General features: G+C 34.4%; 20 protein-coding genes and 1 pseudogene. 9 read left to right on the top strand and 12 right to left on the bottom strand.

Annotated features, from left to right (window positions below; genetic code table 11):
- Positions 1–7 precede the first annotated feature (7 nt).
- A complete protein-coding gene (locus VGE71_RS07070; protein WP_331137693.1) occupies positions 8–2,644 on the top strand; it encodes a S9 family peptidase in 2,637 nt (878 codons plus the stop codon).
- A 429-nt stretch (positions 2,645–3,073) separates the two neighbouring features.
- On the opposite strand, the gene VGE71_RS07065 is transcribed toward VGE71_RS07070, so the two are convergent.
- Both VGE71_RS07065 and VGE71_RS07060 read right to left on the bottom strand, forming a co-directional pair.
- Complete coding sequence (locus VGE71_RS07065; RefSeq protein WP_331137692.1) at positions 3,074–4,606, bottom strand: MauE/DoxX family redox-associated membrane protein; 1,533 nt, start codon at positions 4,604–4,606, stop codon at positions 3,074–3,076.
- 213 nt (positions 4,607–4,819) lie between these two features.
- Positions 4,820–5,107 (bottom strand): hypothetical protein, encoded by a 288-nt coding sequence (locus tag VGE71_RS07060; RefSeq protein ID WP_331137691.1) that lies wholly within the window; start codon positions 5,105–5,107, stop codon positions 4,820–4,822.
- Positions 5,108–5,414: 307 nt separating this feature from the next.
- On the opposite strand from VGE71_RS07060, the gene VGE71_RS07055 reads away from it, so the two are divergent.
- The 3 genes from VGE71_RS07055 to mobC are packed head-to-tail and all read left to right on the top strand — an operon-like array spanning position 5,415 to position 9,105.
- Positions 5,415–5,804, top strand: coding sequence for a plasmid mobilization protein (locus VGE71_RS07055; protein WP_331137690.1), 390 nt, complete (start codon positions 5,415–5,417; stop codon positions 5,802–5,804).
- Positions 5,792–7,102, top strand: coding sequence for a relaxase/mobilization nuclease domain-containing protein (locus VGE71_RS07050; protein ID WP_331137689.1), 1,311 nt, complete (start codon positions 5,792–5,794; stop codon positions 7,100–7,102). Before VGE71_RS07055 ends, VGE71_RS07050 begins: the two co-directional genes overlap by 13 nt.
- Before the next feature lie 17 nt (positions 7,103–7,119).
- Entirely contained in the window at positions 7,120–9,105 is a 1,986-nt protein-coding gene (gene mobC, locus VGE71_RS07045) for a conjugal transfer protein MobC (protein ID WP_331137688.1), read from the top strand.
- A gap of 329 nt (positions 9,106–9,434) precedes the next feature.
- Here the strand turns inward: mobC and VGE71_RS07040 are convergent, their stop codons facing one another.
- A complete protein-coding gene (locus tag VGE71_RS07040; protein ID WP_331137687.1) occupies positions 9,435–9,851 on the bottom strand; it encodes a hypothetical protein in 417 nt (138 codons plus the stop codon).
- Between the two features lie 209 nt (positions 9,852–10,060).
- On the bottom strand, positions 10,061–10,699 hold the full coding sequence (locus VGE71_RS07035; RefSeq protein ID WP_331137686.1) for a hypothetical protein: 639 nt from the start codon (positions 10,697–10,699) through the stop codon (positions 10,061–10,063).
- Between the two features lie 634 nt (positions 10,700–11,333).
- Between VGE71_RS07035 and VGE71_RS07030 the strand changes: the two genes are divergently transcribed.
- From VGE71_RS07030 to VGE71_RS07010, 5 genes and pseudogenes are all read left to right on the top strand, one after another.
- On the top strand, positions 11,334–11,723 hold the full coding sequence (locus tag VGE71_RS07030; protein WP_331137685.1) for a single-stranded DNA-binding protein: 390 nt from the start codon (positions 11,334–11,336) through the stop codon (positions 11,721–11,723).
- A 34-nt stretch (positions 11,724–11,757) separates the two neighbouring features.
- Positions 11,758–12,117 (top strand): DUF7222 domain-containing protein, encoded by a 360-nt coding sequence (locus tag VGE71_RS07025; RefSeq protein ID WP_331137684.1) that lies wholly within the window; start codon positions 11,758–11,760, stop codon positions 12,115–12,117.
- A gap of 29 nt (positions 12,118–12,146) precedes the next feature.
- Entirely contained in the window at positions 12,147–12,527 is a 381-nt protein-coding gene (locus VGE71_RS07020; protein ID WP_331137683.1) for a PcfK-like family protein, read from the top strand.
- On the top strand, positions 12,524–13,840 hold the full coding sequence (locus VGE71_RS07015) for a PcfJ domain-containing protein (RefSeq protein WP_331137682.1): 1,317 nt from the start codon (positions 12,524–12,526) through the stop codon (positions 13,838–13,840). The genes VGE71_RS07020 and VGE71_RS07015 overlap by 4 nt, the downstream gene beginning before the upstream one ends.
- Positions 13,841–14,066: 226 nt before the next feature.
- A pseudogene (locus tag VGE71_RS07010) lies at positions 14,067–14,517 on the top strand (JAB domain-containing protein).
- Between the two features lie 94 nt (positions 14,518–14,611).
- Here VGE71_RS07010 and VGE71_RS07005 read toward each other — a convergent pair.
- The 8 genes from VGE71_RS07005 to VGE71_RS06970 form a co-directional block, all read right to left on the bottom strand.
- Positions 14,612–15,760, bottom strand: coding sequence for a reverse transcriptase family protein (locus VGE71_RS07005; protein ID WP_331137681.1), 1,149 nt, complete (start codon positions 15,758–15,760; stop codon positions 14,612–14,614).
- Between the two features lie 202 nt (positions 15,761–15,962).
- A complete protein-coding gene (locus VGE71_RS07000) occupies positions 15,963–17,240 on the bottom strand; it encodes a phosphoribosyltransferase-like protein (RefSeq protein WP_331137680.1) in 1,278 nt (425 codons plus the stop codon).
- A 3-nt stretch (positions 17,241–17,243) separates the two neighbouring features.
- Positions 17,244–19,466: a UvrD-helicase domain-containing protein gene (locus VGE71_RS06995; protein WP_331137679.1), complete on the bottom strand. Its 2,223-nt coding sequence runs from the start codon at positions 19,464–19,466 to the stop codon at positions 17,244–17,246.
- On the bottom strand, positions 19,456–21,285 hold the full coding sequence (locus tag VGE71_RS06990) for an ATP-dependent nuclease (RefSeq protein WP_331137678.1): 1,830 nt from the start codon (positions 21,283–21,285) through the stop codon (positions 19,456–19,458). Before VGE71_RS06990 ends, VGE71_RS06995 begins: the two co-directional genes overlap by 11 nt.
- 157 nt (positions 21,286–21,442) lie before the next feature.
- Positions 21,443–23,356, bottom strand: coding sequence for an AAA family ATPase (locus tag VGE71_RS06985; protein ID WP_331137677.1), 1,914 nt, complete (start codon positions 23,354–23,356; stop codon positions 21,443–21,445).
- Positions 23,349–23,867: an ABC-three component system middle component 5 gene (locus VGE71_RS06980; RefSeq protein ID WP_331137676.1), complete on the bottom strand. Its 519-nt coding sequence runs from the start codon at positions 23,865–23,867 to the stop codon at positions 23,349–23,351. The genes VGE71_RS06985 and VGE71_RS06980 overlap by 8 nt, the downstream gene beginning before the upstream one ends.
- Complete coding sequence (locus VGE71_RS06975) at positions 23,864–24,442, bottom strand: ABC-three component system protein (protein ID WP_331137675.1); 579 nt, start codon at positions 24,440–24,442, stop codon at positions 23,864–23,866. The genes VGE71_RS06980 and VGE71_RS06975 overlap by 4 nt, the downstream gene beginning before the upstream one ends.
- Positions 24,443–24,444: 2 nt before the next feature.
- Positions 24,445–24,618: a hypothetical protein gene (locus VGE71_RS06970; protein WP_331137674.1), complete on the bottom strand. Its 174-nt coding sequence runs from the start codon at positions 24,616–24,618 to the stop codon at positions 24,445–24,447.
- Positions 24,619–24,750: the final 132 nt, after the last annotated feature.

The following is a 24,750-nucleotide window of genomic DNA, read 5'->3' as shown; positions in this document are numbered from 1 at the left end:
GTACAGTATGCTTAAACTCAATAAAGAAAAGAAACTACTTTCGAAGATACCTGCTTTAGTTTTGTTTTTAATTTTGTTTTTAGTAGCGGCCTGTCCCATGAGGGGGCAGGCAGTACTAAAAAAGCAGCTTTCTTTCTCTGATTACGCTCTGTGGGGCACTTTAGAATCTGATAGGATAGCACCGGATGAAAACTGGATAAGCTTTAGAATGACTTATCAAAACGGTGAAGACACTATGTTTGTCAAAGGTATTGCCAACGATAAAATATTTGCATTTCCATCTGCCAACCGGACGCTTTTTACCCGAGACAACTATTTTATTTACCACTCAGGGGACTCCATACATGTTTTTGATCCTGAGAAGAATAGGAGAGAGGGTTTTCGCTCCTCCGAGAATTACAGCTATTCAGAAAGCAATAATGTGCTGATTATTAAGAAACAGGAGCAAGGTGAAATGCTGATTAAAATCCCGCTTGGAAAAAAACTGATGGAAATAAAGCAGGTCAAGAAATATTCATTAAGCCCAGACTCGCGTGTTCTACTGTATACGACATTTTCTAATGGAATTAATTATCTGCATATGCTGAATCTTGGTAAAACCAACGCCTCTAAAAAAATAGCAGAGAGCACCGATTCATTTGACAATTTTACATGGGCTAAAAACTCTAAATCTGCTGCATTTTATTCAAAAAATGCATCTTCTACAATTCAATCATTATTTTTTCTTGCTTTAAATCCACAAAAACTTTTTGAACTTAACCCTAAGCTGGCCGATACGATTCCAAATAATGCGCTCTTAAGTGACAAATATGGGAATGCACTAACTGTCTCTGAAAACGGAAAAATGGTGTATTTCAATGTAACGCCGAAAACTTCGATTAAGAATGATCAGGAATCCAAAGTGGAGATATGGAATACGAATGATAAATGGATATTTCCTGATGAACAAATTCATGGAAAATTTAATGAGCGCCCAAAACTAATGCTGTGGCAGCCTTATCTTCGAAGCATCACTGCCATATCTGATGAAAGACTTCCAAAAGTCCTTCTGACGGGAGATTATGAACATGCCGTTTTATTTAATCCGCAGGATAATGAGCCTCAATTTGAATATCAAGGCCCAAGTAATATCTATATTATGGATGTTAAAACAGGCAGTAAAGAGTTGCTGCTTAAAGGACAGTCATCAATTTACTGGGATTTAGTTCCATCGCCTCTTGGCAGATACATTGCTTATTATAGAGAAAAGAATTGGTGGATTTATGATATCAAGACAAAATCACATACGAATATCACATCAAAAACTGGAGTTTCCTTTGAAGGAAAAGTCCGTACTCTTGAACCTGATATCACTTTTGGCAATCCAGCGTGGGGAAAGCAGGATAAAGAAATTCTGCTCTATGATGCATTCGATATCTGGGCAATTACACCTGACGGTAAATCAGCACGAAGACTTACGCATGGACGCGAATCAAAAATAAGATTCCGCATTGCAAAAATTCCAAATGTAAATCCATTGGCGTTTAAATATAATGGAGTTGTTATTCCAAACATTGATTTGGAAGAAACACTTCTCTTGCGTGGAGAAGGAGATGATGGAAAAACAGGTTTTTTAACATGGAATAAAGAGACTGGCGAACAGCCGATTGTATTTAGGGATTCTTACTTTAGCGATCTAAATTACAGTTCAAAAAAACACACTTATTTTGTCACGGAACAAAAATTTGATATGCCCCCGCGCATAATTTCCAGAAAGAAATTGTCTGGAGACAAAACAATTTTTCAGAGTAATCCTCAGCATACAAAATTCTACTGGGGAAAAACTGAGCTGATACAATTTCAAAATTCTAAAAAAAAGACTCTGAAAGGTATTTTATATTATCCTGCAGATTATGACCCTAAAAAAAGATATCCGATGATAGTGAACATTTATGAAGAGCAGTCGCAGGATCTGCATATTTACCAGAATCCTACATATTACAACTCATCTGGAATCAATTCGGCTGTTTTTACCGCGCAGGGTTATTTCTTTTTTCGCCCTGATATCATTCATGAAAATGAAAATGTCGGGCCCTCATCTCTTGACTGCGTAACTGCTGGGACACATAAAATTATCGATTTGGGTCTAGTGGATCCAAATAAGGTCGCGCTGCTCGGGCATTCTTTCGGAGGCTATGAAACTTCTTTTATCATCAATCACACCAACATGTTTGCCGCTGCTGTCGCCAGTGGGGCCATAACAGATCTGAAAAGCTATTATCTAAGTGTGGGATGGAACAATTTAAAACCTAATATGTGGCGTTTTGGTACTGAAGAATGGAGACTGAGCGGAAAAAACCCTTTTGAAAATCCTAAAGATTTTGACAGAAACTCCCCGCTTGAATCGATAAGACACTTGGATACACCCCTTCTAATGTGGACCGGAAAAGAAGATAATCAGGTTGACTGGCATCAAAGTGTTGAATACTACCTGGCTCTTAGAAGGCTTGGCAAAAAAAGTGTATTGCTTTTATATCCCAATGAAAATCATGTGCCAGTAAATCCAATTAACCAAAAGGATATTTCTGAAAGGGTGCTGCAGTGGATGAACTATTATCTGAAGGATGAAAAAATATATCCATGGATAAAAAAAGCAATGGAATAATTATGAATCAATAGAATAATAGAATGCCGTTCAATTGAACGGCATTCACATTTAAGGCTACATCATGGCTGACGAAATAGAATCTCCTGACAGTCCAGATCTTCACCATAAGCTCGGGTACCGCTAGTACCGCCGCCTATATAACATAAGGAAGGGACTTCGGTTGTGTTACAGTTCTGCGGCTGATCAAGTATACAGTTTCCCATTGCATCTCGCGGATAGCCCACTTTAGGTGCAGTTAGTTTTGATGTGCTCTGCATCGAGGCAGTAACAAAGGCACCGGATACTGCCAGTGCAACAACGGCAATCGGCAGTAAATTTTTAAATTGTGTTTTCATAATAATTATAAATTATATTAAACATTGATCTACTATTTTTTACAGGTGTTCGATCTTTTTATCCTGAAACCGGCCGGTATAATTTAAAAGCTCAATTCGATTTTGTCACTTCGCTTTTTAATTCTTTTTTTATGTTTTCTTTCAGCTCATAAACTGCAACAGCATTTCCTACAAGTGCATACAGATGCGTATCGGTAACGATAAATGATTTTAGTTTATCTCCTTCAATATTGTATATTGGAAAGCTTAAAAGATAGGAGTGTCTATTAAAATCGTATAGGTCAATTACGGAAGAGTGTTCCCACCTTTTTTTATTCTCATATCTGCCCATTATTCTTGAATTGACAAACAGCAGATTCTTAAAAACTGAACCATGTGCATTAACAACTAATGGAGGAGCTGACATGGTTTTTCCCCTTCCGCCCTTTACAGCGGTAACTTTAATTTTTGCTTTTGAAGTGGTATCGATGGTATGCCCCGTATAATCAATTTTGAGATCTTTCCCTGCGACAGTAAACTCATTTCTGTAATAATATAAATAAATCATTTTCTCACTATCTTCACTGTACATTAATAGACCATCTGTATCAAAAATACCATCAATCTGTTTCTCTAAGAGAAAGCGGTTATATCTCACCTTGTTTTTATTTTCAGAATGGAAAACCCCAAGTACATTTGATAGATTTTCGCCGCTATTGTTACGGAATAGTATTGTAGTGCTGTCAGCTGGTTCTGCCTGCGTAAAATTAGGCATGCCGTTTAATTTTTTGCTAATTTTCCAGTCTTTCACACTGCCTCTGAAAAAGGCAGGAACCCTTCCGTCTTTTAAATAAAAGTAATTTCCCCTCACGCTTAATGTAACGTTTTGGAAAGGAATATTTTTGGGGTCAAAGTCAATTTTTTCAATCCTTTTATTTTTCAGGCTGCTGTTAAAGGAAACAAGGATCTGCGGATTGCTGTAGTTCCCCAAATATAATCTGCCGTTGTTAAATCCGGCAATGTAAAACGAGTTATACTCTAAATCTAGCTGCTTTATCAGTTCCGCAGTATTCTTAGGATATCTTCGTTGGAAAGGATTGCTATAATGCATAAGCTCTTCAGACCATACAAACAAAACAATAACAGCAATTGTTCCTAAAAAGCAGGAGAAAATCATTGTTTTTACAGACGGGATAAACTGTTTTTTATTTTTAGTTTTATTTTCTATGCCGCTCCTTAATATTACAGCGATAAAAGCTAAGATAACGAAGAACAGATTAAAGAACATGTGAGCATTCCAGCTCATTTTTTCCAGAATACCCCCGCACGAACATGGAACATAAGAACTGTAATGAAGTATAATAAAAATATATACTGTAAACATAAACATGAGGCTGAAAGCTAATACTAAGCCCCACAATCTCGTTGAACTGAAAATCAGCAGTGCTGAAATTAATAGTTCAGCCAGAGGAACTGTCCATGGCACCCAAGAAGCAAAAGCACTTAAAAGAGGAGACTGACCAATCTGCACTTGAAAATTTTCAAAATCAAGTAATTTGCTTACTGCTGCGTAAACGAACAGCATTACGTAAAGCAAACAGGTTGCCTCTACAAAAATATTCTTTAAATTGACTTGTAATTTCATAACTTGAAAAATTGCATTTTCTTTTCGGTTTTGAGAAGATGGAAAAGAAAAAATGATATACAAATTTAGATGTATGATTTTATAAAACTGTTATTAAAATCAAGCTAAAAGTTCTGAAAATCAAGCCAGTTGTGATTCTCTGCATTATCAAAAAGTGCCCATTAAATACGTTTATTTGATGGGCGCTTTAATGAATTTTCAAAGTTCATATTACTACTTGAATGCCTGGCTTAAAGATTGAAGTTTTTCATTCAGTTCCACCAGGCTGGCTTTCTGCAGACATTCTTCTGAGATGTTTTTCATATCCTTTAGACTTTCTTCTGAAACAATTCCCATAAGATTTGAATCGTCTTTTTCAAGCAGCAGTCCCTGTTCTATAAAATGGCTCAGAAGCAGAACATTTTTACGTGAAATTTTCAAATCGATTTTCACCATCTCACTCATGCCAGGGATACTTAAAACCGTATCAAATACCTTGGCAACATCATTTTTTGTAATCATAATTCCAGCGTTTTAAATTAATATTCAACTGAGGTAAAGATAATAACCATATTCTCGATTCTCATGGACATAATATAACCATGATGGGCTTAATCCAAAGTGCTTAATTAATTTAGCTGGATAATTTAAGTTTGAGTAAGCTCATAGGGATAGATATCTTAAATATCCGAAAGATTGCCTCGTTCCAGCAATCTGCAAGATGTCCGTTTGTTAAACAACCGAATCTTGCTGCCCTTTTACTCGGAACTCGTGGGCAGTGAAACCGTAAGCTTAAAAATGTGTGAAGGAATAATGAAAAAGATAGATGATGGAAAAAGAAACTTCAAAAAGAACACGGATTGTAGGGCTTCGTTTTACGCCTGAAGAGTATCAGAAAATAGAAAGAAAATGGAAATCCAGCACCTGCAGAAAACTCAGCGATTTCATCCGTATGCATTTATTCAATAAGCCCATTACGGTGAAGTATAGAAGCGAGTCTCTTGATGAATTTATGGTTGAGGTTATCAAGCTGAAAAGCGAACTTCACCGCCTTGGAAATAACTTCAATCAGTCTGTAAAAAAACTGCATACCCTGCACCAGATTCCGGAGTTTAAAACATGGATTTTAAACTCGGAATTCGAGCGGAAAATGCTTTTGGAGAAGGTGGAGGAAATTAAAATTCACTTCCAGAAAATTACTGAAAAATGGTTGCAGTAATTAAGACGGGGAATTCTGTGCATAACATTTTTAATTACAATGAAAATAAAGTGAAAGAAGGAATTGCCGAATGTATCGGAGAAGGAAATTACCCTCTGGAAGCTGCAAGATTAACAGGTGCGATGAAGCTTAACAGGCTTCTGAAACAGAATGAACTTAATGAAAATGTAAAGAGGAACAGCGTGCATATTTCACTGAATTTTGATCCTTCCGAATCTGCATTATCAAACGAAAAGATGCTTGAAATAGCATCGCAGTACATGCAGAAAATAGGTTTTGGAAACCAGCCGTATCTAATTTACAGGCATTATGATGCAGGACATCCGCATCTGCATCTGGTGTCTATAAAAGTTAGGGAAGACGGCACTAGGATTGATATGCAGAATATAGGAAGAAACCAGTCTGAAGCAGCGCGAAAGGAGATTGAAAAAGTGTTCGGTCTGGTTCGGGCTCAGGATAAGAAAAACACCAAGCACGAGCTTATCAAACCAGTTTTGCTTTCAAAGATTAAATATGGCAGAACAGAATCAAAAAGCGCTGTACAGTTGGTTCTTGATCATGTGCTTCCGGCATATAAATACAAAAGCCTCTCCGAGCTGAATGCAGTGCTGGGACTGTATAATGTAAAGGCAGACAGGGGAGAGGAAAATTCAAGAATATTCAAAACAAATGGTCTTGTGTACAGAACGCTGGACGAGAATGGAAAACCTGTGGGTGTTCCTTTGAAATCAAGCGGTTTTTATAGTAAACCGACTTTAAAGTTTCTGCAGGTGAAGTTTCTGCAGAATGCTAAGACGGCATCTCAGAAGAAGAGAATTGCCAATGCGGTTGACCTTATACTTTTGGGCAGAAGCATTTCGCTTTCTGACTTGGATTTGAAGCTGAGAAAGGAAGGAATAAACATGGTTTTCAGAAAAAGTGTACAGGGACAGCTTTATGGGATCACTTATGTGGACCACACTTCAAAATGCGTATTTAACGGAAGCGATTTAGGAAAGCCCTACAGTGCTAAATTGATAGAGCAGCGATGCCGTTTATCTTTTGAAAATGAAAAAGAAAAGCCAATTCAAGTTCTGCCTGAGAAACCTAAATCTCACAAAGCTGTTGGGCAGGAAACTAATAAGGAAAACATTTTCAAAGACCTGCAGCAGGATTTAAAATCCCTTAATTTCAAATCTGCTGTTTTAAAGATGATAGAGGTAATAACCAAGGTTGAGAATGATGTTTTTTATGTTCCAAATCAGCTTAAAAAAGCATCAAAAAAGAAAAGATTAAGAAGACGTCCTAATAATTTATAAATCTAAAGAAAATGGCTATGCAGACAGGAGAGAATGAACAGGCGCTGAGAAAAATACTGGACATGACTAGATTAATTAGTGTCGTTATACTGGTACTACATTTTTATTTTTACTGCTATGAAGCTTTTGTGCGCTGGCATCTTGCAGGTGAAATCATAGAGAAGATACTAAGCAGGATTTCCAAGACTGGACTTTTTGATGATTTCCATAAATCCAAACTTTTTTCACTGCTGCTATTGGCAGTTTCTCTAATTGGTGCGAAAGGGAAAAAAGACCAGAAGATGAATTACAGAACAGCTTTACTTTATATTTTCAACGGCCTGGTAGTTTACTTTGCCGCAGCGACTGTTTTTTATCTTCCCCTTAATGGAGTTTACAAATCTGGAATCTATATTAGCGTAACATCTCTGGGGTTTCTGTTTATGCTTTCAGGAGGAACTTTATTATCCAGGATAATAAAAACAAAATTTCAGAATGGAGATGTTTTTAATAAAGAGAATGAAACATTTCCACAGGAAGAAAGGCTTTTAGAAAATGAATACTCCATTAACCTTCCTGCCCGCTACTATTTGAAAAATAAGATCCGGAAAAGCTGGATTAATATTATAAATCCGTTTCGGGGACTGCTGGTTTTAGGAAGTCCCGGTTCCGGAAAATCCTATTTTGTCATCAGACATGTAATAACCCAGCATATACAGAAAGGATTCAGCATGTTTGTATATGATTTCAAGTATGATGATCTCTCCAAAATTGTCTACAATACATTTGAAAAAAATAAAGAGGCCTATAAAATAATTCCCAAATGCTACTTTATAAATTTTGATAAAATTATGCACAGATGCAATCCTTTAGATCCAAAAGGAATGGAAGATATTACAGACGCATCGGAATCTGCCCGCACTATTTTGATGGGGCTCAACAGGGAATGGATTAGAAAGCAGGGAGACTTTTTTGTAGAGTCTCCTATTAATTTTCTTTCCGCTGTCATCTGGTATCTCAGAAAGTATAGTGATGGGGAATTCTGTACCCTGCCGCACGTCATTGAACTTATGCAGGCAGATTACGATAATCTTTTTACATTACTGAGGACAGAAAAGGAAATTGAGGTGCTGATTAATCCTTTTGTCAGTGCTTATTTGAATGAGGCAAATGACCAATTGGAGGGGCAGATCGGCACTGCTAAAATTGCAATGGCACGCCTGTCGTCTCCTCAGCTTTATTATGTGCTGTCAGGTAATGATTTTACTCTTGATATTAATAATCCAGACGAGCCCAAGATTGTCTGCATGGGAAACAATCCGCAGAAGATACAGATTTACGGAGCAGTTTTATCCCTGTATGTTAACAGGCTGGTAAAGCTGGTAAATAAAAAAGGCAGGCTCAAATCCAGCCTGATTTTCGATGAATTTCCGACCATTTATCTCAACAATATGGACAGCCTTATTGCAACGGCAAGAAGCAATAAAGTGGCCACCTGTTTAGGCATTCAGGATTTCAGCCAGCTTCGAAAGGACTACGGAAGAGAGCAGGCAGATGTCATAATGAATATCACCGGAAACATCATTTCCGGACAGGTAACAGGTGATACCTCCAAGCAGTTATCAGAGCGTTTTGGCAAAATTCTGCAGGACAGAGAGAGTCTTTCGATCAACAGCAGCGACACTTCAATTAGCCGTTCCAAACAGTTGGAATCGGCAGTTCCGCCATCTAAAATTTCAGCACTCAGTTCGGGAGAATTTGTGGGCATGGTGGCCGATAATCCCGACTGTAAAATTGAACTCAAAACTTTTCACAGCGAGATTATTAATGATCATGATTCTTTGAGAAAAGAAGAAGAAAGTTTTAAAGACATCCCGCGGGTCCGCAAAATTGATGAGATGATGATTCAGCGGAACTATTTGCAGATTAAACAGGATGTCCAAGATATTATTCATTCAGAAATAGAACGTCTTTTGAACGATCCTGCGCAGGTTCATTTAGTGTTAAAAAAAGAGCAGAAGTAGCGAAGGAAAAATTTTAGTTGTTCAGCATTATTTAAAAGTAGAATACTGCTCGTAAAGACATTCTTAATCGAGCTCCGCAATATATTTAAAGTCCTTCTCAGATTGACAAAATAGATTATTGCGAAAGGTGATGATTAGAAAAAAGTTCTTCATATTATGTTTCTGTAAAACAACTGCTAACGTCCCGCTACTAAAGCGGGTTTGGTACTAAATTAAGCTCATTCTTCGGTTTTTTCACCCGAATGATATAGTGAACAGGCGAAACAAATCATCCAAATACAAAAATATTTTACCATTAAGCCAATTGACTAAATCTCTTGTATTGTGCGTTAGGGTTTGGCATTTTTTTGACTAATATTTACCTTAAAAGCGTTAAAGTGCTTCTGCGGGTAAAAATAAACTGCTACACCTCTTTTAGGATTAATGTAAATATGACCTCTTTTTTCCCTGCGAGAACCTTGTGTCGCTGACCAAGTGTCGCCATTCCTTGTCCAGCCCCAGTTTTGCATTAACAAGGCATAATAATACTCTCCATCATTATCAATTTCGTTATCATAAAATACAGAAAACGTAGCGCCATCAGATAGTTTCCCTTCAAAAAAAGCAGAACCATTTTTTACTATTTTAGAAGGTGGTAATTCATATTCTAACCACTTACTAGTTGTTGATTTTGGATATACTGCACAACCAACAAGGCAAGCATTACATAAAAATGCAATCAATATACCGCAAAAATATTTTTTCATTATCAAATCATTTTATGTCATTTCAGACGTCTAATTTCTTTTATCTGTAGCCTAGTCCTCTGGTTGCAACTAACGTTCTGGTACTACAGCGGGTTTGAGGCTAAATTAACCCCATTCTTTGGATTTGCCAAATCATCCCAAATACAAAAACATCTTTCCATTAAGCCAATTGCCTAAGCCTGTTGTGGTAGCTTTTACAGAAAGGCTCTTTATTTTATATATAGTTCTTTTATATTCGCAACATCATTAATTTCGCTTTCTGTCAAGGAGTACTTAATGTTATATTCTTTTACTTTTTCAGAAAGCATTGAGGAAATTCCATGTATTAAGTTCAATCGATTTTTGACAATTTCAACAGTTTGCGCAAATAATTCACTATCTAAGTTGGTCAATTCCTTTTGCGCTTCTGGTTCGTTTTTTGTATTTGGATAGATAATATTTCGTAATACTTGTGTAAGTTCCCTTATTTTTGAGTGATCGTCTTTTCCTCCACCTGATTTCCACTCGTTCAAAGCGTAATCAGAGCAATTTTCCATTTCAAATGACTCGGATATTACGCCAGCGTATAACACTTTTATCCTACGCTTAAGATAGTTTTCGAGTTCTGTAAAATTGTTTATTCCACTTGTCCACGGTTCTATTACCGACTCTCCAGAATGCCCATTTGTCCGCATTTCTATTGACATTCCGTTAGTGCTAAAACCTAATTCTCTAGCTATAATATAATGGCCAGCTTCGTGATTGCAAATATTTTCAATTTTAACTAGGTCAGTTGAGTAAATTTCCATTTTTATTGTTTCTTGATTTTGAGCTTTCCTGTAAGTAGAATATACTTCTGATAACTTCATACATATAACCTCTAAATTGGGTAGATATGTCTGACAGACTTTAGGTGTACCTCCTATCAAATATATAATAATAAACTTATAAATCTTTCAAAACGACTTTTAATTTGCAGAATGCTTTTGGTGCTTGCAGGTAGCTAAATTTCAATGTGGATTATGGCTTCTCCATTGGTAATTGCGTAGTCTTTTTTTTATAAGATAGCAAAGCTTTTTAAAATTTGACGAGCTATCTTATTATTAATTTCCACGAGCCTTTTTCTTTTGATGAATTGAAGAATCTGTCTTCATAATGCTCTTTTCTAAAGCAGACTCTACGTTAAGTTCCATTTTGGATATCCTTGCTGTTCTCCGATAGGGCATGCCTTCTGCGTATAGCAATCAGTTTCTTTTCAGATTTTTTGGTAATGATTTAAGTGTTTTCATTCGAAACGGATAAAAAGGCAGCCAAGTTAGCGTGCCCCGGATTCTGCAGGCGCATAACGGCCCTGCCGCCCTTCGGGACTTATAGCCCTCCGTATCCTTGATGCCCGCTTTATTGCCGCTTTCTTTTTTTTCGTTTTTTCTTTTGAAAACAATTGTTTGGGAAAGGCAGGGGGAAAGAAATTTTAAAACAATAATCATTTAAAATTTAGAAATCATGGAAATCACAGGACGATTAACAAGAGATGCAGTTGTTGCCAAAACAGCCAATGACAGGGAGGTGGTAAATTTTTCAATTGCAGTCAACGACAGCTACAAAGCCAAAGGTAGCGCAGAAATAACAAAAATAGTCACTTACATCGACTGTTCGTACTGGCTCAGTTCGGGTGTTGCGCAATGGCTCAAAAAAGGCGCAATGGTGGAGCTTTTCGGCAGAATAGGAGTGAATGCCTATCTCAATTCTGAGGGCAAAGCTGTAGCGAGCCTTACTTTTCATACAAGCAGCATCAAAATACTGGTGTTTGTCTCAGATGCGCAAGCCCTGCAGGAGCAGTCAGCCCCTGCGAAAAAGAACAGAAAGGAGCAGCCTGACGACCTGCCATTTTAATCCGATTAAATGTATAAGCCTAAAGAAACGAGTTATGAAAGCCTTGGAAAAATCAATATACGCCGAGTATGACCTTCACGATGCATTCAAAAAGATAATCCTTTCTGAAATGCAGTCCTATGACGGAACAAAAAAAGAAAAGCTGAAAGCATTCCTTGAAGACATGCAGAGAAGCGGATGCATCAGCGGTATGATATCCCAGTTTATCTATCACGCCGACTGCAAAAGATTCTATATAGAACATTTGGATGATTTGGAAGACATCAGAAAAGAAATCGAAGACTCCCTAGGGGAAGCGGTAAAAGACAGATACAGTCTGCCTCACTACACCTTTATGTGCTGGCTCTGTTTTGAGGAGTACTGTTATGACATCTACAGAACCTCTTTTGAATAATCTTCTTGTACAATCTTAAATCATTCCTTATGAAAGCTTCAGAAAACTTCAAGACCGCCATAGAAAACTACCTCAATCAGACCGCCCTTGCCGATGACGTCTTTGCAAAGGACTTCGCCAAGCAGTCCAAAAACTTGGAAAGCTGTCTCAATTACATTTTCGGGGAGGTCAAAAAAACGGGGCAGTGCGCCTTTGATAATCAGGAAATATTTGACATGGCGCTCAAATACTACTCCGATGACAGCATCGGACAGCCTCAGCCCATAAACTGCAGGGTTGTAGTGAAAGAGCCTGCTGTGGCCGATTTGTTCACTTCCGCTCCCGAGGTTTCGCAGAATACCGCCGTTGCAAAAACGGCGGTTACCGCTCCTAAACCCAAATCCAAAACCCTTACACTCTTTGACTTATGATACCCAAAACCATCATCGAAAAGCAGATTACTTCCCTTAGCGGAACTCTTGCCCCAGTACCGCAGAAGATGCAGATTTGGGCAGAGAAGAACATTTTCATAAAATGGGGCGTGCTTTCAAGAGGGAGATTCCATTGCCTGGACTGCACGCACTCCTGGAAGCCTGATGCCAAGAAAGCGTCCTGCCAAAAGTATATCAGCTGCGCCCATTGCAATGGAAAGCTGAAAATGCAAGAGTACAATCAGGTGCATTTCAAGGAAATCGAATACTTCGCCGTTTTGGATGTATGCGGGGGATTTCAGGTCGTGCGCATCATCTGTTCTCACAAGAATATGAAAAAGAACTTCCTGCCGACTTATTTCCATAAGGAAGTGATGCAGCATTGGATAGACGCAAAAGGGGAGGTGCGCACGCTCTCGCTCGGCACAAACGTATTTTCACAGGCGTATGATGCTTGGAAATATTACACCCCTTTGGAAATACGCCCGAAAAGTTTTGAGGCTTCCCCAAAATACCGCATCAATCCCTATAAGGTCTATCCGTGTTCAAAAACGATTTCAGTTTTGAAACGAAACGGCTTCAAGGGCAGTTTCTACGGCATAGCGCCTCAGATATTGTTTACGGCTCTTCTGAAAGATTCCCACGCAGAGACGCTTCTCAAAACTGGGCAGACCGATTTTCTTGCCCATTATCTCACCTCGCACTCTCAGCATATCAGGGAGAACTGGCAGGCAGTCAAAACCTGCATTAAAAACAATTACAAGGTAAAGGACTTTACAATGTGGGAAGATTATATTTTCCTGCTCAGATGGTTCAAAAAGGATTTGAATAATGCCGATATGGTATGTCCTGAGAATTTGGAAGAGATGCACGACAGGCTAGTGGAAAGAAAGCGCAGAATCCAGAGACGCCAGCGTATAATAGAACTTCGTGCTGAAATACAGCAGGCGCAGTTTGCCTATGAGGAGCAGAAGAAACAGTTTTTCGGATTGGAGTTCAATAAGGAGAATCTCTCGATCTGCGTATTGGAGAGTGTGCATGATTTTCTAGAGCAGGGCGATATGCTCCGCCACTGCGTATTTGCCAACGAATACTACAAAAAGAGAAACTCGCTTATCCTTTCTGCGAAATTTGAAAACAAGCCTGTGGAAACCATAGAAGTGGCGCTTCCCTCGCTTGAAATCTTGCAGTGCAGGGGAGACAAAAACAAGAACTCTCCGCATCACAAGCAGATTTTAAAGCTTCTCAATAAGAACCTCTATCAGATTAAGAAGCGCCTTAAAAACAAAAAGGAAAAAAGAGCCGAAACTTAGTTTTCGGTTTTTTTGTGGAATTCCGCGGCGCAGACACTCAAAGGCGGGATACTGCCTCAGGTGTTCAGGCTTAATTCCGAAACAAAGTTCGGGAAGGAAAGGCGGTTCGCCGAAAAAAAATCCCCCATAAATGCATGCGGAAAAACCTGCTTTATTGCGTTGCTTTTTTCGCTCGCTTTCTCATTCCCGGTTCAGGTTCCAGTATTAATCTTTAATCTTGGAAATCATGGAAACATTGAAAACACTCCAAAACTGGAATCAGGCAGCAGAAATCCAGTTTATCTACAAAACAAAAGTGAAAGCTTCTGAAAGACCTTATATCACATCTTCCAAAACGGTTTACCAATTGGCGCTCCATTGCTGGAATCCCGATACAATTGAGTTTTTCGAGGAATTCAAGATCCTGCTTCTGAACCAGTCCAATAAGGTATTGGGCATTTATGAAGTATCCTCGGGAGGAATCGCCGGCACTTCAGTTGACCTAAGGCTGATTTTTGCAGCAGCCCTTAAAGCAAATGCCGTATCGCTGATTATGATTCATAACCATCCCTCAGGACAGGTGAAGCCTTCCGAGGCGGATAAGCAGATAACCAGGTAAAATTATGGATATCACACTCATGCATCATCTCATTATTACTCCCGAAACGTATTATTCCTTTGTTGATGACGGAGCTTAATAGCTCCGTTATTATATACAGTTACAATATTTTCAGATCAAAGACATATACCTGTTTTATATTACGTGTTTCTTTACATTTTTTATAAGCTTTGTTACACATACCAATTTATTTTATTGAAATCTTCTAACATTTTTTTGCTCGCTTTTTCATTAATTGATTTTATAAAGCACATATGTCCATAAAGCCAATCATGAAATCTAATATTATTGTATTTTGGGAACTCGGCCTTGCGTCTTTCCAAATGTTCGGCAACTCCAAATTTTCTGCAGTAATAAATATGCTCGGCAATTCCTTTCCGATATTCTTTTGAGATATTTATTCCGTTGGTAGTAGTAAGGCCAGTAACATATTGTTTACAACCCCTTTTCATGTATCTAGTTTTTCGATTGTTTATGAAAAAACCTTCTTCAGATATAATTTTGTTAATTAGTTTCAATGATGGAAGTTTACCATGAATACTGATTGAAAAAGTCAAATCATCAGCATATCTTGAATAGTTACAATTTAGTTTTCTTGCCAAAGCTTCAAATCTATAATCCATTTTTGTAGCAAGAATGTTTGAAATCATTGGACTAGTGGGAGCTCCTTGAGGCAAAATAGCAGGTTTGTTTTCTACTAGTTGTCCAAGAATTGATTTAGAATTTTGATCGAAATCGTCCCAGTAACTTTCTCTATGTCGTGCTGTTGTAATTTTCGCAAATGAGTATGCAAGATTATTTACATACCCTAGAGATCTGAAAAGGCCATACACTCTTTTTTCAGTAATAGTGTCATAAAATTTTAAAAGATCAACTTTTAAAATTATCGTTGAGTGTTCATGTACTTTTGCATTATCGTAAATTGAAATATCCTTTCTGAACCCTTTACAGCTATCAGCAAGTAAATATTTACTTAAAATATTGACTAATATCCATTTTTGAATATACTTGAGATCTTTAGCAGGGGACATTATTTCCCTGAATTTTCCATCACGTTTTTTTAGTTTGAAATAATTATATCTTTTGTATTTATATTCATTTTCGTATTCATCAACAGTAAAGCCATTTTTAGAATCCCCTATTAGGACACGAAGGAAATCTGATTGAACTCCTATCAGTATTGCTAAATGTTCCAATGAAAAAATAACCGGCAATTCTTTCTCGGATAATTTTTTAATATAGGAAAGGCAAGTTTGTATAAATTTTTCAGATTTATTTTGCTCTTGCGCTTTTTTAATAAATTGCTCGATTGGAAATGACATAATAATTTTACTCTTTCTTGAGTGTTAAATAATATTCTTATTAATCAAGTTTTGTTAGCCTTGGCTTTATCGATAAACCTACTGGATTTATCGATGACAAAATTTGATTACTAAGACTGTTGCTATGTTATGCTATCAAGTAGCTTTAATGATTCTCGGCGAACTACACCGAGAAAACCTAGAAGGTTATTTGCTAAAAAAATTACGTCAATCCATCGAGCATTTGTGGTAAATATAATATTTCTTCTTTTATAGCCAAATTTTGATCTGTCTCTTTTCTGAAATTTTCTTTTTGAGTTTTTGATTTTAGATCTTTTAAAAACTGAATGCCTTTTGTGCTTAAATCATACTTAGTTTTCACCAGGCCTTTGTATTTAGCTTCAATATACACTTTTCTTAATTCTTCTCTTGATAGTCCTAGTAAATGACAAATAATGAGATTGTCATGTCCAAGACTCTTTAATTGAAGGAGAGCTACGATAGAATGATCCTGTTTATTATTATTTTTTTTCTTTCTAACATATTTACCTTTAATGACTTCAATAATGGATTTTCCAGTCAAAATATCTATCCCTAACCTATTGCAAATACCTATATAAAATGCAATCTCTTTTTTAAATTCTCTTGCTTCATCCATTCTTATATTAGCCATCCGAGGAAAGAGTGGATTCCATTTTGAACTTTTGCCCCATAGAATTGGCAAGGTATTATTAGGTGTGCAGTGAAAAAAAGATATTAAAGATTCACTATTATCATATCCTAAATGTGCATAAAAGGGATGTGAACCTGAAACGGGTATTTTTTTGCCATGTTTTGAATTTATTCTCTTAATCTCTTTTAAAGTGCCTAGAATTTTTAAAGGAGACAAAGAGGTGTCGAAAATTTTATTCCTTTCTTCAGAAACAATTTTTATTTCAGGAAAACGATCTAAAATATAATCTTGGCCTTCTACCATCATTATTGATGAAAGAATATATACATTATCGATTTTATTATGCTTTATCCATTGTTGAATATAATCTGGTTTTGAAAATTCTTTGCAGAAAGTTTTACCGCTACCAATAAAATCATCGATAAAAATAATATGTTTATATAATGTTGGATTTTTTACATTTTCATAATCATGTGTCATCAAGATATCATCTTTTCTACTTTTAAACGCATCTGTATTCTTCAATGGATATGTTACTAAAGTTGCACTCTTGCCGACTTTTCCATAAGGAAAAACAATAATTTTATCTCCTTTTGGAATTTTTTTAAATAATTCTTTTAACAGATCATTTAAACGAAACATAAATTCGTTGAAAGGAATATATTCATAAACACTCAATAAATCTAGGGCTAATTCCATCTCTCTATCATCATCAAAGTTTTCTAGCCAATTGATAATTTTTGAAGAAGAAACAGAATGTTTTAATCTTGGTAGCAGATTATCAATTTTTTGTAATGACTGCTTATTTAAATTAAAATTATGGCCCATAAATTAATTTTTATTAATTAAATCATACTCAATTTTCCAACCGCACCTTGCTAACTCGTCTAAATCTTTTTTTACATTTTCTTCTAAAACTGCAAAACATAATAAGTGTGTCGGGCGGGAAAATCCAACATACATCATTTTCAATGCTTCTTTACCCGTTGGTTTATTACAATCATGATTTATAAAGAAAAGTGGATTCTTTTTAGTTTGTCTGAATAATTTATTTGTTTCATAAACAGGAGTTTTATAAGCAGTTTCTATATACATTGTTGCACAGTGTGTTTGTCCTTTTACCGAATGAACTGAATTTATTTCTATTTCGAAATCTTTTTTTTCCTTAATAATTCCTGATGTATCTAATTTTATTTGACTAAATTCATAGTGCTTGCTTTCAATAAAATCCTTTGATTTTTCGATTGTTCTGGAATTATAATTTTCATCATCGTTCCAATTCCATTTTATAAATTCGCTTTCTATAAATAATCTTAACTCATCGTAAACGTTTTTATAGTCCTTTTTTGTGGCTAAGTTAAAAGACCAGATAAAAATCTTTTGTTTGAAATCATCATATTCCTTTTCTCCTTTGTTTTTGATAAACTCCATTAAGGTGCTTTTCCTGTAATATCGGAAAGTTAACTTATCCTTATGTATTGATTCAATACTTAAAATTCTAACAAGTGCATTTAAAATAGACTTTCTTGCAGACTCTAATGTTTGTTTGTTTTGATCAAACAAGTGTAAATGCTTCTTTAAGCAGTCAAAATTTTCCTTTTTTGCTCTGCTTTCTTTTGAGTAATTAATAAATAAGTCTTTCAAGCGGATCTTATCTGTACCATTTTCATCTTCTTTCCAAATAGTGCTCCATCCAATAATTTTAAAACCATTTTTTAAATTTTTTACATCTTCATTTAACTTGTGTTCATATATTAAATTCTCAAACTTTTTATGAATCTCTTCACCAGTAGTATTTTTATCAAATAGTATTAAATGAGGTTTTATCTTTTTTTGAAGAATATTTAGGCCTTTAACGACAAAACGAGCGTTAAGATTTTCATCTATTTGCGGGTCTAATGTAAAACCATTAACCAAGCTTGCTGTCTCTTTTGTTAAACGGTATGAATTATTTAAATATTTTACATTTCGTGGTTTCCAATCGCATTCCACTTTTACTTCTTTTCCACCACTATAAATGGATTGATTTATATCTCCTATTCGCTGAATAATTGTTTTAGCCCCATTACTTAAGAAAATATCGTCAATAATTTTAATCTGCAGTTCTTCCAAATCTTGCATTTCATCTATAAAAACATATTTGAACCTTTTTTGAAGAATTTCCTTTGCTACTGGATTTTCTTTTAAGAATACACTGCCTAATTGAAAAGAGTCGTAATATCTCAAATTACCATTGATTCTCAGTTCATCAAATATTTCTTTAAGTTCTTTTCCAGAGTCAGTGATGATTTTTAAATCATTTTTAAATTTAATTGAACTGAAACTGTCCTTGTCTTCATTATACCTGATTGTTTTTATAACATCTAACCAATTGGAATCATTTTCACATTCGCCTTTTAAATAATTATTAAAATCAAAAAGAACTTTTCGCTCAACAAAAGACAAGTCTGAACTTGTTATTAGGTCATAATCAAACTTAAATTCTTTCTTGTTATTTATTATTTTAAGATTTATTAACTTTTTTAAATATTGATCTACATTTTCTAAACCCTTTCCAGCCAGATAAGAGATTTCGATTTTATTAAATTTGGCTTTTATAATATTTAGTAGAAACCAGTATGCTTTTCCTTTTTTTAACTTTAATCTTTTAAGAATTATATCATGAATCAGATCATCATCATTCTTTCTTATATATGACCCATGTTTTTCAAAACATGCCTGATTTGCAAGAAATCTATTGACGAAACTCTGTACTGTACCTGAAAAATTTGGATAGTCAAAAAGTTTGGGACAATCTCTTTTCAGTTTGTTCTCTATTTCATCAACAGCCTGATTAGTGTGTGATAAAATTAATATTCCTGAGTTATCAGAAAATGGTAAGTTTTGAGATAGGCAATATAATTTAGCGAGTAAAGCAGTAGTTTTTCCGCTTCCAGGTACAGCTAATAAGTCGCAGGTTTCAAGGTTGTTAATGAATTCAATTCTTTCAGTATCAAAATCCTTATTGTCAATGAAAATTGCCTGAGCATGTTTAATATGTTTTTCAATTTCCATGGCTGCAAGCGTGTTTTATTGCATTGGCTAAATATTTTATGTATGGATCGGTGTCATCAATTATCAGACTTTTTGATTCTTCTATTTTTCTGGCTAAAGCAGAAGCAATTTTTACTTTCTCAAGTCCCGTGGTCTTTTTTTCTTTTTTAAGTTTTGAAATTAATTTAGATTCAAATTCTGGTTTAAAACTTGTATTGTTTTTTTTAAATTCTTCTGTGCCGGAATGTACTTCTAAGACAGATTCTTTAAATAAGTTTGATAATGTAGTTGACTTATATAGACACCATTCTAATGTCCATTCTTGCGCAAGTTCCAATGTTACATTGGTTTTGTCAAGATCAGTTTTAAGTTTTTCTAAATTACTATATTTTGTTATGAGATTGGCGTGATTGTCTGCATCTAAATCTTCAACTTTAGTGAAAATTCCATTCTCATCAGGTCTATTGTCTAAATCAGTTACTATTGAAACAGGAACTTTCATTTTTTTGTTTTCATCTTTTCTTAGAAATATTTTTGCAAAATGGAGATAGGCAACCGAAGCAACATTTATAATAGAAACCTCTTTACTGGTCAAGTTATATCCTAATTTTTTTGCTATTTCAGGAATTAAAATTTCCTCCGACCATCCTTCAACTATTATTACTCCTTTTGCAAAAAAGAGGTTAGATTTAGTAACATCTAAAAAACGTTTTAAATAAATATAATTATTTTCTTCCAGTTTGGTATTACCCTCTCCCATAGGAAAGACTTCATTATCTTTACAAATGATCAACGATTTTAAGTCAACTTTTGAAGAGATATTAGGACTGTGTGTTGTTAAGATAAATTGAATTCCATTATCACCTTCTTCAATTAATGCCTCTATAATCTTCATTTGAGCTTGAGGATGAAGATGGGCTTCTAACTCTTCAATCAAACAAAGTTTCAAACCATCCCAATCTCTTTTTAAGTGAAGCAATTCCGCAGCCATAAAAAGACGGTTCATCGTACCTAGTCCTAGGTTATTTCGCTCCACAATTCCTAAGCTTAGCTTTTCAAGAATATTTTTAATCTCAGGACTTCCTAAGGAGAAAAGTGAAAATGTTTTGTCATTTATAAATTTTTCTAAATAACCGTCAACGGTAGATGTAATCTGCTCGTAATAGGAATTAGGTATTTTATCGTCTTTAAAATGATTTTCAATTTTGTCGTTTATTTCTTTAAAATCAGTTTCAAATTGGTGTGGAATTCCTTTATTTTTATAAAATAATTTATGCTTTTGTAAGATTTCAGAAAGCCTTGAATTTTTTTTTGCTGTTAGTTCTATATTTGCATCTCGCAAAGCTTTTAAGTAAGTACATTTTAAATATTCTCTTGCTTCGGCATTCAATAAATGACCAACTCCATCCATTCCCGCTTTGACATCTGACGGAACAATCCTATTGTCTCTAATTTCGGCTTGATAGATTAAAATAAGTTTCGGTCGTATTTCTTTTTTGCCTTTATCATCGATGACTTCTTCAGTCCAACCACACCATTCTATGAAGTTTTTTGCTTCATCGTTTGAGATATCAGAAAAGTGAATTTCAATTCTCAGTTTTTCAGATTTATAATTTTCATCAACAAAAAAATCGGAATCTTCAACTTTTATCCATTCATAGGCATGAGTTTTTAAAACTAGTTTGATTGCATCCAAAATAGCGGTTTTACCTGAATCGTTTTCTCCAATTAAAAGATTTAGTCCTCTTACGAAAGGAACATGTAAATTGGGCTTATTGATTTCAAATGTCTTTGAACCATATTTTCTAAAATTCCAAAGTTTAAGTTCTGATAAGTACATATAAATTTGTTAAGGCGCATTAATCTAGTTAAATTATCTTTCAACAGTGTGTAAAATTAATTTTCCCACTTTGTACTTGTAATTTTATTCATAAAACCACTAGGAATTTAGAGGGCTTAATTGTATTTGATAAAGCAAGTAAAAAAATGCAATTATTTTAGACGTTTTTTAAACTTGGATTTTGTTCAGTATAAAAATCACCTACACAATAATTTGTATTATTGAGTTCATCAGGTATAAATGATGTGGTGTAAATTAATTGATAAGATTGAGGATCATAAGCTTTTAAATAACTAATTAGAATTCTTTGGAAATTATGCACTCTTGCCAATTCAATTCCCTTATCCTCCATATTGTCGCAAAGAATAAATCTAGGAAATCTCATTTTGTCATTTGATAATGAAGCTAAGAATATAGCAAATCTTGCCGAATTCTTTAAATAAAAACTTGAACTTGCCGAATATTTTGCATTCTTGTCGGCGATAAAGGCAAGATTGTTTCTATAATCAATATGGAATTCTTTCGCTTCAAAAAAATCTTTTTGTCTTTTTAAATCATTATTTAAAAGGTATACTCCAATTTTTTCAATACTTTTATTAATACTCGATTTGAGGTTTTCCTGTTGGTTCTTTAAAAGCCTAATTTTCTCAATTAAAATCTCAATTATTGATTCTAATTCGTCGTATCTTGATTTTTTTATCTGGTATATTTCTGCATTTTCTAATAAAGTCCGAAGTTGCAATAATTCTCCTTCTTGAAATCCCTTTTCTTCATATAGTGTATCAATTTTTTCGTCTCTGAAACTTCTAACGTCATTTAGTGATTGATTTACTCTTAACTGCATCTGGTGAAGTTTGCCTTTCTCAAATTCGAGTTTCGCTTTTAAATCAATTAATTCTTTCTCTTTTTTGTTATTTATCTTAATTGACTCCTGTATTTGGAAGTATATTTCTTGTTCAATCTTCCGGGCTTCGGTAATTCCTTGTGTATTGTCTATTTCCGTTTTACAAAGACTGCAAATATCTTCTCGTGCATCTACACTTATAGGTTTTAAGCATTCAGGACAATTTTCTAAGGAATATTTGCCAAGGAAGTCTCTAGTTTTAATTGAATTCTTGATTGCAATTAGATTATTTTCAAGTGCTTTAATGAAGAAATTTGTGTCTTCATTCTCTAGCTCATAATTTCTAATCTGATTAGTTATATTTTTTACAGTACTTCGCTGCTTGATTGTTTCTTGATTTAAAGTTTCGAATTCAAGTTGTGATTTTTTTGTAAAAGTTACACGTTTGTTTTCTTCTTTATAACTATATATCTTCCTCTCAACGTTTACAATATCGATCTCTTTATTGCTTATTCGAGATTTTATATGTGCTGGTATTAAGTCTTCTTTTTTTGGAATAAATTTTTTGATGACGTTAATTTCGGATTTTAATGCTTCAAATTCTTTTCTTGAGCTTTCTAAATCTTGCTGTCTGTCATATAAATCTTGACTATAAACGCCTAGAAGTAAATCTGAAACCGTTTCTCTAGTCAAAGTGGTATCAAAGTGTTCATACAAAAAAAGGGAATTTGTAGGTGAATCTTGATCTATATAAATTAATCTAAGGATTTGATGCACTGTGATATTATTGTCACCTTTAACAACTGGAATGTTTAAGTTTTCAAATAAAACATCTGAGAAACTTTTTTTATCAGTTGTTTTATTATAATTAAACTTTTGCCATCCTTCTGTATTTAGTTTTGCGATATCATACGTATCCCAAAAGAACTCAATTGATTGGCTTTTATTAGCTTCACCTTTTTCATTAAAATTTAGTTCTCTTTTCAAAGTAACTGTCGCTCCATTTAATTCAATTTCAATATAAACTACAGAACATTTCCTGGCTTCTTTAACCCATTCGTTAAATGATCCACCTAAAGCATAAAAAATAAAATGTGAAATAGTTGATTTACCACTGCTATTGTCTCCTCTGATAATGTTTACTCCTCGATGGAAATTTTCATTATAGGCGACTTCTCCATTTTCTGTAAAAATGACTAGTTTGTTTACAAAAAGATTATTATGCATCATATTTGCTTTCTAGAAGATTTGTTCTTTCTTTTAATCCATCTTTTCCAGATAATGGAATGTAATAAAAATGTCCTGTTAATAAACTAATAGTATTTTCCTCTTGTATACTGAGTTTATCTGTGATAAGTTTTAACTCCTTAAGGATCTCATTTGAAATTTTAGAAATTTTATTACTTTTTAAATAGTCTTTGTCAATTAATCCGATTGAAGCTAAATATTTCAATGCACCCATTTGATAAGGCCTTATTTTTTCAAACATTTTTCTGTCATTAAATATTTGTTCGTAAGGATTTTGTTTGCGTAAGACAAAATTATTTATTAATTGTCTTATATCATTTTCTTCCTTTTTAAGACTAATTGTTTTAAGTTTATTGGGATACAACAAATAATAATCCCAAATTCTTAGTCGATCAATTTCTATGGAATCTCCATACTTAAAATGTCCTAAAATGTTTATCATTCTATATATGGAATGATATAAGTCAAAAGATGGTTGATATACAATCATAATACCCAGTTTATATGGCAGTTTCCTGTCAAATAATGATACATTCCCTCAATTATTTCTGAATTAAGCCCCATAATGTCGTCACATCCTTCGCTTTGAATTAGACTATTTATTGGATCAATGATTTTTTCCGAGATGTTTTGTAGAATTTCTTTTTCTGTTGCATTGTCGCGAATTAATGGCTTTATAACATTTCTGTATTTTTCAAGAATTATTGCCAATAAAAAAGTAAATATTTCTCTTGCCGGTTCATAATTTCTGTATAAATGAAGCTTTTTAGAAAAAAGTTGCTTAAGTTCACTGAAGTCTTCTTCAAAATGTTCTTTCCCTTGCAACTCAAGTTTTTTTTCCAAACCAAGTGTATCCTTAGGATTTAAGTATCTACTTAAACTATCAGAAATATCTCTAATCTCTTCTTCGTTATCTTGATTTTCAAATTGTGTTTTTAAACATGCGAATAAGTTTGACAATTTACTGGTGGGACCATGAAAATGATTTTCGGTATTATTTCCCTTAACTATTTTATTGTTATCTCCATCAATTTTGATATCTTTCTGAGTGTCTTTAGAAAACATATTTAACTAGTTGATTTATCATCACCGCCAATAATTTTGTTCTGATTTCCAGTAATTGTAATATCTTTTTGAACCGAACTTCTTTTTTTGATTTTTGAATATAGTGCCCCACCTCCTATAATGAGTGCGACAATACCTAAAACTTTTAAAATAATTTCTGTTGTAATATCTTCCATAATGACTGTTATTTGTTAATGGATTTTCTATGGTTATTTTAAATTTATTTGAAAGGAAATTTCAAACATACTAAACTGCTTTTATTTTTCTTTACGGTTTTCCGTAATTAAACATTTTAGCTGGAAAATTAA

The organism is Flavobacterium sp. (genome assembly GCF_036405015.1).
In the GTDB taxonomy this organism is placed as follows: domain Bacteria; phylum Bacteroidota; class Bacteroidia; order Flavobacteriales; family Flavobacteriaceae; genus Flavobacterium.
Note: the sequence above shows the minus strand (reverse complement) of the source record. Positions and strands in the feature narration are given on the sequence as shown.